Source organism: Bacillus sp. FSL E2-8900, from assembly GCF_037966225.1.
In the GTDB taxonomy this organism is placed as follows: domain Bacteria; phylum Bacillota; class Bacilli; order Bacillales; family Bacillaceae_G; genus Bacillus_A; species Bacillus_A cereus.
Genome location: NZ_CP150193.1, coordinates 1455310 through 1468668 on the forward strand (window position 1 = coordinate 1455310; position 13359 = coordinate 1468668).

A 13359-nucleotide genomic window follows, 5' to 3' on the forward strand; every position below is an offset into this window, starting at 1 on the left:
TAAGCAATTTTACATTGGAAGAAGGTACGAGCATGCAACAATCAAAAGAAGAAAGAGTACATGACGTATTTGAAAAGATTTCTGATAAATACGATGTGATGAATTCTGTAATTAGTTTTCAAAGACATAAAGCGTGGCGGAAAGAAACGATGCGAATTATGGATGTACAACCAGGCAGTCAAGCGCTTGATGTATGCTGTGGAACCGCAGATTGGACAATTGCGCTAGCTGGAGCCGTAGGTGAGCAAGGAAAGGTTGTTGGCTTAGACTTCAGTGAAAATATGTTATCTGTCGGTAAGCAAAAGGTAGAGGCGTTACAATTAAAACAAGTAGAACTTCTACATGGGAATGCAATGGAACTTCCGTTTGAAGATAATACGTTTGATTATGTGACGATTGGGTTTGGTTTACGTAACGTACCGGATTATATGCACGTATTAAAAGAAATGACGCGTGTAGTAAAACCAGGTGGAAAAGTAATCTGTTTAGAAACATCTCAACCAACAATGATTGGTTTTCGACAAGGGTATATTTTATACTTTAAATATATCATGCCATTATTTGGAAAGATGTTTGCGAAAAGTTATAAAGAATATTCATGGCTTCAAGAATCTGCTAGTACGTTCCCAGGGATGAAAGAATTGGCTCAAATGTTTGAGCAAGCTGGACTTGAACGTGTGCAAGTGAAACCATTTACTTTTGGGGTAGCAGCAATGCATTTAGGTATTAAACCAGAATCAAAATAGAAAAAAGAAGTTTTAGGTTAAGGTGAACAATATGAAGTTACAACTTATGTACTCTTTTTTACGATCGGATATTAATGTGATAGAAAAAGAATTAAAAAAGACAGTCGCTTCTGAACAGCCATTAGTAGAAGAGGCAGCATTACAGCTGATTGAAGCTGGTGGGAAACGAATTCGTCCTGTATTTGTGTTGCTTGCAGGGAAATTTGGAGATTATAAGTTAGATGCGATTAAGCATGTTGCTGTTGCGTTAGAACTTATTCATATGGCTTCTCTTGTTCACGATGATGTTATTGATGCTGCATTTTTACGACGCGGCAGTGCGACTGTGAATGCGAAATGGGGAGATCGTATTGCGATGTATACAGGGGACTATCTGTTCGCTAAGTCTCTTGAATGTATAACCAATATCGAAATTCCAGAGGCACATCAAGCGTTATCACATACTATTTTAGAAGTCTGTAAAGGTGAAATTGAACAAATTAAAGATAAATACAATTATGACCAAAATTTAAGAACGTATTTAAGAAGAATAAAGCGAAAAACAGCATTATTAATTGCCGCGAGTTGTCAATTGGGAGCGATTGCTGCTGGTGCTAATCGTGATACGGTAAATCGTCTATTTTGGTATGGGTATTTTGTAGGAATGTCTTATCAAATTATTGATGACATTTTAGACTTCGTTTCTACAGAAGAGAAACTTGGAAAACCTGCTGGTGGAGATTTACTACAAGGGAATATTACACTTCCTGCTTTATATGCGATGGAAGATCCCGTACTTCGTCAGAAAATCACATCTGTACATGAAAATTCAACAGCAAGTGAAATGCAAGAAATTATTGATGCTGTAAAAAATAGTACAGCAATTGATCAAGCATTTGCGTTTAGTGAACGTTATTTACATAAAGCTTTAGAAATAATAAAACCACTCCCACGTGGAAAAGCAAAGTACGCATTACAAAATGTTGCAAAGTATATTGGAAAACGAAAATTTTAAGGTTTATTCTAAAAAATAAAATAATCTCTCTATTTCAAAACTATTGCACAATTGTGATAAGGGTGATAATATGTGTGTGGGGATATACAATTACATACATAATTCAGAAGTGGAGAGATTTTTTATGGAAAAAACATTTCTAATGGTAAAACCAGACGGTGTACAACGTGCCTTCATTGGGGAAATTGTAGCTCGTTTTGAGAAAAAAGGCTTTCAATTAGTTGGTGCAAAATTAATGCAAGTCACTCCAGAAATTGCTGGACAACACTACGCTGAGCATAAGGAAAAACCTTTCTTTGGTGAGTTAGTAGACTTTATTACATCTGGACCTGTATTCGCAATGGTATGGCAAGGTGAAGGTGTAGTAGATACAGCTCGTAACATGATGGGGAAAACAAGACCACATGAAGCAGCTCCTGGAACAATTCGTGGAGATTTCGGTGTAACTGTTGCGAAAAACATTATCCATGGTTCTGATTCTTTAGAAAGCGCAGAGCGCGAGATTGCTATTTTCTTTAAAGAAGAAGAATTAGTTGACTACTCAAAATTAATGAATGAATGGATTTACTAATTATTTTGAAATAATTTGTAAACGCTTTAATCACTGTGATAATAGTAAAAAGTGCAAGGAGAATAGGGGTATTCTTCTTGCACTTTTTTTATTTTCAGTTAGTTACGAAGTTTGAACTGTTATGATATATTGATATTTAAATTAGGACTATCGGAAATATAGAATAAGAAAATGGTCGATTTATGATATAATTTCTTTAATATTTTTAGAATGATAAAAGTTAATATAGTGAGATAAATACATATACGAAAAGAGGAATAACGTATGCGATATATTACAGCTGGTGAATCTCATGGTCCACAACTTACAACGATTATAGAAGGTGTTCCGGCAGGATTGTCTTTAGTAGCAGATGATATAAACGAAGAGTTAGCTAGAAGGCAAAAGGGATATGGGCGCGGTAGACGCATGCAAATTGAAACGGATCAAGTGCAAATTTTAAGTGGTGTTAGACATGGAGAAACATTAGGTTCCCCTATTGCACTTGTTGTTGAAAATCGTGATTTTGCACACTGGACAAAAATTATGGGGGCGGAGCCTTTAACTGAGCAAGAAGAAAAAGAGATGAAAAGGAAAGTGACAAAACCAAGGCCTGGGCATGCTGATTTAAATGGTGCGATTAAATATGGTCATAGAGATATGAGGAATGTACTGGAACGTTCGTCAGCGCGCGAAACGACGGTGCGTGTTGCTGCTGGTGCGGTTGCTAAAAAGGTGTTAGCAGAACTTGGTATTAAAGTAGCGGGCCATGTAATTGAAATTGGCGGTGTACAAGCTAAGGAGATTACGTATAGTTCAATTGAAGAATTAAAGAGTATTACCGAAGCATCTCCTGTACGTTGCTTAGATGACGAAGCTGGTAACCAAATGATGAAAGCGATTGATGATGCGAAAGCAAATGGTGATTCAATTGGTGGAATCGTTGAAGTAATTGTGGAAGGGATGCCAATTGGAGTAGGTAGCTACGTGCATTATGATCGAAAACTGGATGCGAAATTAGCAGCTGCAATTATGAGTATTAATGCTTTTAAAGGTGTCGAGATTGGAATTGGTTTTGAAGCAGCGCATAGACCAGGAAGTGAAGTTCATGATGAAATTCTGTGGAATGAGGAGCATGGATATACACGAAGAACAAATAATGCAGGGGGATTAGAAGGCGGTATGACGACTGGAATGCCAATTGTTGTGCGCGGTGTGATGAAACCGATACCTACACTTTATAAACCTCTTCAAAGTGTAGATATTGATACGAAAGAGCCTTTTACAGCGAGCATTGAACGTTCAGATAGTTGTGCAGTGCCAGCAGCTAGTGTCGTTGCAGAAGCGGTTGTGGCTTGGGAATTAGCGACAGCTTTAATAGAACAATTCGGATTAGATCGTATGGAACTAATTCGTGAAAATATTGAGAAACATAATGAATATGCGAGGGGATTTTAATGGGAAACATACATATTCAAACGAAATCAAAAGAATATGATGTACATGTTGGTAAAGAAGTGTTGTCAAACTTAACAACGATCGTTCAAAATATGCAGCCAGCGGTATCTAACGTAATGATTATTTCAGATGAAGCTGTTGCATCACTACATTTACAGACAGTTATCGATGCATTACAAGTAGAGCAGCACGTGTTTTCGTTTGTTGTACCAAGTGGCGAAAAAGAGAAGTCTTTCGAAAATTTCTATGCGGCTCATACGTCAGCTCTTGAAAATAAATTAGATAGAAATTCTTTAATTCTTGCACTTGGAGGCGGAATGATTGGAGATTTAGCTGGTTTTGTTGCTGCATCGTTTATGCGTGGTATTCGCTTTGTGCAGGTTCCGACAACTTTATTAGCGCACGATAGCGCAGTGGGTGGGAAAGTAGCGATTAACCATCCGTTAGGTAAAAATATGATTGGTGCATTCCATCAGCCAGAAGCAGTTGTATATCATACACCTTTTTTACAGTCTCTTCCTGAAAAAGAGTGGCGTTCAGGTTATGCAGAGGTGATAAAGCATGCTCTTATCGGTGATGTGGAGCTATACCATTGGTTAAAAGAAGAAGTGCAAACATTAGCGGATCTTCATGATGAGAAGTTAATCCATATATTAACGAAGGCGATTCCTGTAAAGGCAAATGTTGTGTCACAAGATGAAACAGAGAAGGGTGTACGTGCTCATTTGAATTTTGGACATACGTTAGGACATGCTCTTGAAAAAGAGCTAGGGTATGGAAATATTACTCACGGTGACGGTGTAGCGGTTGGAATGTTATTCGCCATATTTTTAAGTGAGCAAGTGTACAAGGTTGATCTTGCTTATGAAGATATGAAGCAGTGGTTCTTGAAATACGGCTATCCAAAAATGCCAAGCGATTTGAATGTAGAGCGCCTCGTTCAATTGATGAAACAAGATAAGAAAGCAAATGCAGGAGCAATTCATATGGTGCTTATGCAGGAATATGGGGTAGTGAATGTCGTATCTATTTCAGATGAGACTGTTCATATTGCGTTAGAGGCATTTCAAAAAGATATGGTTTAAAATGATAGCGAAGTGCTGTGAAGTGCTCATTTAGAGGTATTCTCGTAATAGTGATGGTTATGACAAAAGATTACAGTAAGGGGCTATAACCGTATTGTAATCAAATTGAATGAAATGACTGGGGGAAGAAAAATGAGAGTGAAAGAGCAATTGTTAACTTTGAGAGCGTATGTGCCTGGGAAAAACATTGAAGAAGTAAAAAGAGAATATGGTTTATCAAAAATTGTGAAATTAGCATCCAATGAAAATCCATTCGGTTGCTCAGCACGTGTGACAGAAGCATTAACTTCTTTAGCGAGCCAATATGCCCTTTATCCAGATGGATATGCCTTTGAACTTCGGACAAAAGTAGCGGAACATTTAGGTGTAAAAGCAGAACAACTACTATTTGGTAGTGGATTAGATGAAGTCATTCAAATGATTAGCCGAGCGTTACTACATGAAGGAACAAACGTTGTAATGGCGAATCCTACGTTTTCACAATATCATCACCATGCTGTTATTGAAGGAGCAGAAGTTCGTGAAGTATCACTTAAAGATGGTATTCACGATTTAGATGCAATGCTAGAGCAAGTAGATGAGAAAACGAAAATTGTATGGATTTGTAATCCGAATAATCCAACAGGTACATATGTTGAGAAACAAAAATTACTTTCATTTTTAGAATCAGTTCCTAAGTCGGCTCTCGTTATTATGGACGAAGCATATTATGAATACGCGGAAGCAGAAGACTATCCGCAAACATTACCACTTCTTGAAAAGTATGAAAATCTTATGGTTTTACGCACGTTTTCAAAAGCATATGGTTTAGCTGCTTTTCGTATCGGATATGCGATTGGGGATGCGAAGTTAATCGGACAGCTAGAAGTAGCTAGGTTACCATTCAATACATCAACTGTAGCCCAATCTGTAGCACTTGCTGCATTAGAAGATCAAGCCTTTTTACAAGATTGTGTGCAAAAGAATGCTGAAGGTTTAAATCAGTATTATGCATTTTGTAAAGAATATAACGTATTCTATTATCCATCTCAAACAAATTTCATTTTCTTAAAACTCGGTATACCAGGTAATGAAGCTTTCGAACGATTAATGAAAAAAGGATATATCGTTCGTTCTGGTGCTGCATTTGGTATCGATGATGGTATTCGTATTACTGTCGGTTTGAAGGAAGAAAATGATGAAATTATAGAGTTACTGAAAGAGCTTGTAAATGAGCAAGTACAGAAAGAAGAAACATATTCTTAAGAGATTGTGAAGGCTCCTATTATAGGAGCCTTTTTTATCGCATTCAAAATAAAGGTTGAAGACTGCTAATTAAGTTATTCTGTAAACCACGGTTTGTATGGCTTGATAATTAGTGAGAGAAGTTATTTGCACGGTCATAAAAGAAAGCGGTACAATAGAAGATGATGATAAGGTATCGGTGTCATATCCGAACCTTTTGAACAATTAACTACTCTGTAGGAAGAAGTATAAGAAGAAGCATGCTCATTCTAAAGGTTGCGTTCTAACAGTGAGTTGCTTATGATAAATGAACAGAAGAGAATATTTTTTAGAATTAAAGGAGACGTTTATGCAAAAGTTTGAACAAGCTGTTTCATATATTGAAAATGGTGAAGCGGAAAAAGGATTACAATTATTAAAAGAACAATTAAAAATTGCGAATGATGAAGAGAAGTATGATATCGCTCGTTACTATCATACACTTGGATTTACAGATGAGGCATTAGCAATTACTGAAGACTTACGTTTACTGTATCCAGAAGAAAGTGAATTCACTGTATTTTTAGCAGAATTATATATTGATCTAGATAAAGAAGATGAAGCGATTGAAGTGCTTCATGATATTCCAGAAAATGACGATTTATATGTTCAATCGTTATTACTTGTTGCAGATTTATTCCAAATGCAAGGTTTTGATGATGTAGCAGAGCAAAAACTATTAAAGGCGAAAGAAATGATGCCTGATGAACCTGTTATTACGTTTGGGTTAGCAGAATTATATAGTAGTAAAGGTGAAGAACAAAAGGCAATTACTTATTATGAATCGCTATTAGCGGAACATAAAGTAATGGGTGGGGTTGTGATCGCACTTCGCCTCGCAGAAACGTTAAGCGCGATCGGAAACTGGGAAGAAGCGATTTCTTATTATGAAGCAGGCCTAGAGGAACAAAAAGATATTCACTCATTATTTGGATATGCCTTCACATTATACCAAGGTGAAGAATATCAGAGAGCAATCGGTGCTTGGCAAGAACTAAAAGAATTAGACCCTGAGTACGCATCACTGTACATGTATTTAGCGAAAAGCTATGAAAAAGAAGGAATGCTTCAAGAAAGCTATGAAACGCTTCATGAAGGAATTAAAGTAGATGAGCTTTCAGTTCCATTTTATGTAGAGTTAGCGAACATTGCGGCGAAATTAGGAAAAATAGTAGAAGCAGAGGAAGTTCTTCAAAAAGCGCTTGAGTTAGATCCAGGGCATTTAGGTGCAACATTAAAATATGCATATATCTTAAAAGAACAAGAAAAGTACGAAGAGTTAATTGCAATTGTAGAGCGTGCTATTGATAGTGGAGAACCAGATACACAACTACTTTGGGATCTTGCGTATGCAAAAAAACAATTAGAAATGTATTCGGATGCATTAAAACACTATGAAAGTGCATATACTTCTTTTAAGAATCATCCAGACTTCTTAGAAGAGTACGGTTATTTCTTATTGGAAGAAGGAAAACGAAAAGAGGCGAAAGAAGTATTTACCCAGTTATTACAACTAGACCCGACACAAATTCATATTGAAGAGTTGTTATATAATTTAGAGGATTTTTCATAAGTTGGAAGGAAACTGAATGCCGCTTCTTGAATCTAAAAAGAAAAGAGAAAGACAGAGGAGGGACTTAATTGCTATGAATACCCCTGTTTCTGTAAACGAGAAGAAGGATTTTGTAAAATGGTTTTTGAATAATTACCAACTGAAACAGCGTGAATGTGTATGGATTCTGAATTATTTAATGAGTCACGACCAATTGATGCATAAAGTCCACTTCGTAGAGCATGCAAAATATTGTCCGCGTGGCTTAGTGATGTCAGCGAATTGTGTGAAAGACACACCGTTTCACTTTTTTAAACAAAATGTTATGACAACAGATGCTGAAAAATCGTTTCATGATATTCGTTTAAATCGAGATGAGGATATTTATATTCAACTCAACTTTAAATCATCGTTTCAAAATGCGAATTATGTAGCTGTATTAGAAGAAAACCCATATCTACCAAAGCATATTGAAGTAAATGAAAAAGATCGTTTACTTGCAGAAAGGTTTTTGGAAGAAAGTGTATTTTCGTTTAGGAGAGAACGCCTTTTGAAACAAATTGATGAAGCGTTAGATAAGCAAGATAAGGAAGCGTTTCATAGATTAACGGCAGAGTTAAAAACTTTATAGAATTTATTTGGATTAATAAATTTTTACAAATTTCAGACTTTCATCAAGAAAAACTACCTATATTGGGTAGTTTTTCTTTTTTTACCTCTTTTAGTATGGTTTAATATATATAAAGTGAAAGTTCTGTCATTTGTAAGTGAAGGAGGGAAGGAATTTGAAGTGGATTGTAAAAGATGTGGAACAGTTTGAGCAAGCAAGAGAGTATGTTGATACAGGAGTAATACCGCTGTTATCAATTTCGGCAGCAAAAGAAATGAAAATGGTTGTAGAACAAGGTGAATTTATCGAATTGTTGAGCACGGAATTGGAAAGAGAGTATAAAGGAAGAGTGCTTTTACTGCCTGCGTTTACGTATTTGGTAGAAAGTCAAAAGAATGAAAAAGGTCGTTTGCAAGAATGGACAAATCATTTACGAAGTGAAGGTTTTAAGCATATTGCTTATGTTACAAGTGATTTTTCATGGAAAGAGGATATGCAAGAGTTACAGGGAGATTTGTTTTGGTTTCCTTCATTAGCATTAGAACAATTTAGTGATCAAGCAAAAAGAGAAGTTATTCATGCACATATAAAAAATATAATGGTGATGCTGGAAGAGAAATGGGGAAACTCATAATAAACAGAAAGTTCCTATTATTATGAGTAGTATGATATTGACCTGTGCATGAGCGTATTATATCATGATAGTGTCCTAGTTTTTATTTTTTATATAATTTATCACGAGGGGACAATTTCTGATAGAGGGGGGAAATTTTCGTGAGCGAGAAAGAACATCGCGTGTCAAGAAGACAATTTTTAAATTACACACTCACAGGGGTAGGAGGCTTTATGGCTGCTGGTATTTTAATGCCGATGACGCGATTTGCGCTTGATCCGGTGTTAAGAAAAGAAGCGGGAACAGATATGGTTGCTGTTGCGCAAGTAAAGGATATTACAACAGAGCCGAAGCGTTTCGATTTTAAAGTGAAGCAGGTTGATGGTTGGTACAAGTCTGAAGAACCAAAATCAGCTTGGGTTCATAAAGATGAAAGCGGAGACATTGTTGCGTTCTCTCCAGTATGTAAACATTTAGGATGTACAGTTAACTGGAATTCGGACAAAGCACATCCGAATCAATTCTTTTGCCCATGTCACGGGGGTCGTTATACAAAAGATGGGATTAACATTAAAGGTACGCCACCCCTTGCTCCGCTTGATGTGTACGAGTCTAAAGTGAAAGATGGAACGCTGTATCTAGGAAAAGCGAAGCCAAGAGGGGGTGCAAAGTAGATGTTAAATAAAATTTATGATTGGGTGGATGAAAGATTAGATATTACACCAATATGGCGTGATATCGCTGATCATGAAGTACCTGAACATGTAAACCCGGCACATCACTTTTCTGCATTCGTCTATTGCTTTGGAGGACTTACCTTTTTCGTTACTGTAATTCAAATTTTATCTGGAATGTTTTTGACGATGTATTATGTGCCTGATATTAAAAATGCTTGGGAATCAGTTTACTATTTACAAAATGAAGTTGCTTATGGGCAAATTGTTCGTGGTATGCACCACTGGGGTGCTAGTCTCGTAATTGTAATGATGTTTTTACATACACTCAGAGTTTTCTTCCAAGGTGCGTATAAAAAGCCCCGTGAGTTAAACTGGATTGTTGGTGTTCTTATTTTCTTTGTTATGTTAGGTCTTGGTTTTACCGGATATTTATTACCGTGGGATATGAAAGCTTTATTTGCTACAAAAGTAGGGATTCAAATTGCAGAGCAAACACCGCTCATTGGTCCTTATATTAAAACATTACTCGCTGGTCATTCCGAAATTGTTGGCGCTCAAACATTAACTCGCTTCTTTGCTATTCACGTCTTCTTCTTACCAGCAGCACTTCTAGGTTTAATGGCCTTCCACTTCATCATGATTCGCAAACAAGGTATTTCCGGTCCACTATAAGAGATTGCTAAATTAAAGGGGAAAGAACTAAAGGAGGGAGATTATGCATCGCGGCAAAGGGATGAAGTTTGTAGGAGATTCTCGGGTACCAGTAGCTCGGAAACCAAATATTCCAAAAGACTATTCTGAATACCCAGGGAAAACAGAAGCATTTTGGCCGAACTTCTTGTTAAAAGAATGGATGGTTGGTGCAGTTTTTTTAATCGGTTATTTATGTTTAACAGTGGCGCATCCGTCGCCGCTTGAGAGAATGGCGGACCCAACAGATGCTGGATATATACCACTTCCAGATTGGTATTTCTTATTCTTGTATCAGTTATTAAAGTATTCGTATGCTTCCGGTTCATTTACTGTAATTGGAGCATTTATTATGCCAGGGATTGCGTTTGGAGCATTACTGTTAGCTCCATTTCTTGATCGAGGTCCAGAAAGACGTCCATTGAAGCGTCCTGTGGCAACTGGATTTATGCTTTTAGCAATTGCATCGATTATCTTTTTAACTTGGGAATCTGTAGCACACCACGACTGGGAAGCTGCAAAAAAACAAGGAGCAATTGTAAAAACAGCGCCAGTTGATAAAAATGATGATGGCTATAAATTAATGCAAAAAAATACTTGTTTAACATGTCATGGTGACAATTTACAAGGCGGGGCAGCAGCACCGGCACTGCAAAACTTAACTTTAAAGCCAGAAGAAATTGCTAAAATTGCGAAAGAGGGAAAAGGTTCAATGCCTAAAGGTGTATTTAAAGGTACGGATGAGGAACTGAAGAAGCTTTCGGAATTCGTTGCAAAGTATAATAAAAAATAATAAAAAAGCTGACTACAAAATTTGTAGTCAGCTTTTCTATTTAGTTGGATGAAGTTTGTTATAATAGAGTAGGATTTAGTGAATGAATTACTTTGCTTGAAAGGTGTTGGACATACGGATTGGTGTACTTGTATGCAATGTTAAGACAACGCTCGGTATTATTATTTTTATTAATTGTTAACTTATTAGGTACAATTTATGGATTTATATGGTACGGAAATCAATTGAAAGAAACGTCACCTATATTTTGGCCGTTTGTACCAGATAGTCCTATGGCGACTCTCTTTTTTGTCTTTGTTTTAATTGCTTTTTTGGCAAAGAGAAACTGGGGATTAATAGAAGCGTTAGCGATTGTAACTTTAATAAAATATGGTATTTGGGCTGTTGTTGTAAACGCGATTATGATTTACGTAAAAGGGCCCATAGGCCTTATGGGCTACATGTTAATGCTTTCGCACTTCGCGATGGCAATACAAGGATTTTTATATGCTCCATTCTATCGTATAAAAAAATGGCATTTTATAGTAGCAGCTGTGTGGACGTTGCATAACGATGCAATTGATTATTTATTTTGGCAAATGCCGCGATATGGAATTATGCATTTGTTTGTAGAGGAAATTGGTTATTTTACGTTTTGGTTAAGTATTGCTGTACTATGTATTACATATTATTGTTGCTTACGTGAGCAAAGAAAACAATTTTTTTTATGATGGTTAGAACATTTAGGGGGAGAACATGGAGAAAAATAAGAGTGGTACAAAAATATTGGATCGATTGATTACTTTAGTTGTTTCATATAGCATAGCATTTTCTATTTTTGCACTCGCAACAACGGCAGTTGTGTATGGAAAATGGTTGTATTATTTTGAAATTGATTTTTTAAATATTCCTGATTTAGCGGATATGACGAAGGATGAAATTAAAAGAAATTACGATGTGCTTATTACATATTTATCCCCGTTTTATGACGGAGCATTACATTTGCCCACATTAGATATGTCCACAAATGGCCGTATTCATTTTGTAGATGTTAAAAATATTTTAGTAAAGATTCAATATGTGATGTATGCGACAATTATGATTGCAGTGATAGGCGGAATTTATTTATTAAAAAAGAAAAATGAAAAGTTTTTACTGCACGGATCGATTTTAACAATCATTTTTCCGATAGCGCTTATGTTACCAATTGCTATTAATTTTGAAAAGAGTTTTGTATTATTCCATAAACTTTTATTTAGTAATGATTATTGGGTTTTTGATCCTGAAAAGGATCCAATTATATTAATGTTACCAGAAGAGTTCTTTATGCATGCTGCGTGTGCTATTTTATTATTCATTTTAGGTGGGAGTATACTTTGTTACAGCTTATATAGATATTTCGTAAAAAAGAAAAGGATGTCACAGAAAAAATTCTCTGCTTAAAGAGAATTTTTTCTTTGTAAAACGATAATATATTTTTCGGTCTAGTTCTGTTCTATTCTTGTCCAAATTAACATATTTTGTACTAGTAGTTATAGGGGGGACCGGGATGAAGAGAACATTAATTGGATTGATAGCATTTCTAATTATAATGTTTCCGTTACGTATATATGCTGAAGAGTGGAATGAGCTAACAGGGTTGTTAGACGACTCGTTACAGTTAGTGAAGCGTAATGAAGATGAAAAAGCGGTACAAGTATTACAACATTTCTCGGAGCAGTTTTTAATAAAGGGGAATGAAAAGAAGCAGGAAGTAACACCAGATCAAGTTAGAGTTATTTCTTTAGCTTACGATAAGGCGCAACAATCGCTCTCTGAAGAAGGTTTAGGTAAGCAAGCTAAAATTGATAATGTGCTGGCATTACAACTTGCTGTTGATGCACAAGTATCGAAATATCAACCACTTTGGATGGAAAGAGAAAGGAAAGTAATGGATGCCTTTTCTCAAATGGAAAAAGCGATGGAAAAAGAAGATGCTGGGCAGTTTCAACAAACGTTAAATACGTTTTTAAATGAATTCAATATTATTTATCCAAGCTTAATGATTGCTTTGCCAGAAAACGAGGTCCAGCGTGTAAATGTTCATTTATCTTATTTAGATGAATTTCGTAACGTTATGTTAAAAACGAAAGGCGGCCAAATGCAATTAGGGATTATTAAAGGGGATTTGCAAAAGATATTTCACACAGTAAAAAAAGATGAAATTGCACCCTCTCTCATTTGGTTTATGACAATTACTGGGGGACTTATTTTATTCACATTAACTTATGTTGGATGGAGAAAGTATAAAGGAGAGAGAGAGAAAAGAAAAAGTAATGTACATTCTAAAAATAGATAATGCAATAAATA

15 protein-coding genes are annotated in these 13359 nt (G+C 36.0%); all 15 read left to right on the top strand.

What is annotated here, in order from left to right; genetic code table 11:
* The first annotated feature begins 32 nt into the window (after positions 1-32).
* The 15 genes from menG to ypjB all read left to right on the top strand — a co-directional run bounded on the left by menG (position 33) and on the right by ypjB (position 13348).
* Positions 33-746 carry a 2-heptaprenyl-1,4-naphthoquinone methyltransferase gene (gene menG / locus NST90_RS07575; RefSeq protein ID WP_001187674.1) on the top strand — a complete coding sequence of 238 codons (714 nt, stop codon included), beginning with the start codon at positions 33-35 and terminating at the stop codon, positions 744-746.
* Positions 747-777: 31 nt separating this feature from the next.
* On the top strand, positions 778-1740 hold the full coding sequence (gene hepT / locus NST90_RS07580; RefSeq protein WP_000776077.1) for a heptaprenyl diphosphate synthase component II: 963 nt from the start codon (positions 778-780) through the stop codon (positions 1738-1740).
* Between the two features lie 124 nt (positions 1741-1864).
* Complete coding sequence (gene ndk / locus NST90_RS07585) at positions 1865-2311, top strand: nucleoside-diphosphate kinase (RefSeq protein WP_000415883.1); 447 nt, start codon at positions 1865-1867, stop codon at positions 2309-2311.
* Positions 2312-2575: 264 nt separating this feature from the next.
* Positions 2576-3748: a chorismate synthase gene (gene aroC / locus NST90_RS07590; RefSeq protein WP_001269384.1), complete on the top strand. Its 1173-nt coding sequence runs from the start codon at positions 2576-2578 to the stop codon at positions 3746-3748.
* Complete coding sequence (aroB, locus tag NST90_RS07595; RefSeq protein ID WP_000526821.1) at positions 3748-4833, top strand: 3-dehydroquinate synthase; 1086 nt, start codon at positions 3748-3750, stop codon at positions 4831-4833. Before aroC ends, aroB begins: the two co-directional genes overlap by 1 nt.
* A gap of 132 nt (positions 4834-4965) precedes the next feature.
* A complete protein-coding gene (gene hisC, locus NST90_RS07600) occupies positions 4966-6078 on the top strand; it encodes a histidinol-phosphate transaminase (protein WP_001264023.1) in 1113 nt (370 codons plus the stop codon).
* A 328-nt stretch (positions 6079-6406) separates the two neighbouring features.
* The gene (locus NST90_RS07605) at positions 6407-7669 is read left to right on the top strand and encodes a tetratricopeptide repeat protein (RefSeq protein ID WP_001168671.1); all 1263 of its coding nucleotides are present in this window, start codon (positions 6407-6409) and stop codon (positions 7667-7669) included.
* A gap of 73 nt (positions 7670-7742) precedes the next feature.
* A complete protein-coding gene (locus NST90_RS07610) occupies positions 7743-8279 on the top strand; it encodes a ReoY family proteolytic degradation factor (RefSeq protein ID WP_001095925.1) in 537 nt (178 codons plus the stop codon).
* Between the two features lie 154 nt (positions 8280-8433).
* On the top strand, positions 8434-8892 hold the full coding sequence (locus NST90_RS07615) for a YpiF family protein (RefSeq protein WP_000871313.1): 459 nt from the start codon (positions 8434-8436) through the stop codon (positions 8890-8892).
* A gap of 140 nt (positions 8893-9032) precedes the next feature.
* Entirely contained in the window at positions 9033-9545 is a 513-nt protein-coding gene (qcrA, locus tag NST90_RS07620) for a menaquinol-cytochrome c reductase iron-sulfur subunit (RefSeq protein ID WP_001290418.1), read from the top strand.
* Positions 9546-10220 (top strand): menaquinol-cytochrome c reductase cytochrome b subunit, encoded by a 675-nt coding sequence (qcrB, locus tag NST90_RS07625; RefSeq protein ID WP_000932700.1) that lies wholly within the window; start codon positions 9546-9548, stop codon positions 10218-10220.
* A 43-nt stretch (positions 10221-10263) separates the two neighbouring features.
* Positions 10264-11031, top strand: coding sequence for a menaquinol-cytochrome c reductase cytochrome b/c subunit (qcrC, locus tag NST90_RS07630; protein WP_000554603.1), 768 nt, complete (start codon positions 10264-10266; stop codon positions 11029-11031).
* A 119-nt stretch (positions 11032-11150) separates the two neighbouring features.
* Positions 11151-11741: a DUF1405 domain-containing protein gene (locus NST90_RS07635; RefSeq protein WP_116344925.1), complete on the top strand. Its 591-nt coding sequence runs from the start codon at positions 11151-11153 to the stop codon at positions 11739-11741.
* A 25-nt stretch (positions 11742-11766) separates the two neighbouring features.
* The gene (locus NST90_RS07640) at positions 11767-12453 is read left to right on the top strand and encodes a TIGR01906 family membrane protein (protein ID WP_000414377.1); all 687 of its coding nucleotides are present in this window, start codon (positions 11767-11769) and stop codon (positions 12451-12453) included.
* A 106-nt stretch (positions 12454-12559) separates the two neighbouring features.
* A complete protein-coding gene (ypjB, locus tag NST90_RS07645; RefSeq protein WP_000831584.1) occupies positions 12560-13348 on the top strand; it encodes a sporulation protein YpjB in 789 nt (262 codons plus the stop codon).
* Positions 13349-13359 lie beyond the last annotated feature (11 nt).

What these genes read in the sequence shown, in the direction of transcription:
- aroB (WP_000526821.1), top strand. Translation starts at nt 3,748, where the DNA reads ATGGGAAACATACATATTCAAACGAAATCAAAAGAATATGATGTACAT.
- qcrC (WP_000554603.1), top strand. Translation starts at nt 10,264, where the DNA reads ATGCATCGCGGCAAAGGGATGAAGTTTGTAGGAGATTCTCGGGTACCA.
- hisC (WP_001264023.1), top strand. Translation starts at nt 4,966, where the DNA reads ATGAGAGTGAAAGAGCAATTGTTAACTTTGAGAGCGTATGTGCCTGGG.
- aroC (WP_001269384.1), top strand. Translation starts at nt 2,576, where the DNA reads ATGCGATATATTACAGCTGGTGAATCTCATGGTCCACAACTTACAACG.
- NST90_RS07610 (WP_001095925.1), top strand. Translation starts at nt 7,743, where the DNA reads ATGAATACCCCTGTTTCTGTAAACGAGAAGAAGGATTTTGTAAAATGG.
- menG (WP_001187674.1), top strand. Translation starts at nt 33, where the DNA reads ATGCAACAATCAAAAGAAGAAAGAGTACATGACGTATTTGAAAAGATT.
- NST90_RS07640 (WP_000414377.1), top strand. Translation starts at nt 11,767, where the DNA reads ATGGAGAAAAATAAGAGTGGTACAAAAATATTGGATCGATTGATTACT.
- NST90_RS07605 (WP_001168671.1), top strand. Translation starts at nt 6,407, where the DNA reads ATGCAAAAGTTTGAACAAGCTGTTTCATATATTGAAAATGGTGAAGCG.
- hepT (WP_000776077.1), top strand. Translation starts at nt 778, where the DNA reads ATGAAGTTACAACTTATGTACTCTTTTTTACGATCGGATATTAATGTG.
- qcrB (WP_000932700.1), top strand. Translation starts at nt 9,546, where the DNA reads ATGTTAAATAAAATTTATGATTGGGTGGATGAAAGATTAGATATTACA.
- ypjB (WP_000831584.1), top strand. Translation starts at nt 12,560, where the DNA reads ATGAAGAGAACATTAATTGGATTGATAGCATTTCTAATTATAATGTTT.
- ndk (WP_000415883.1), top strand. Translation starts at nt 1,865, where the DNA reads ATGGAAAAAACATTTCTAATGGTAAAACCAGACGGTGTACAACGTGCC.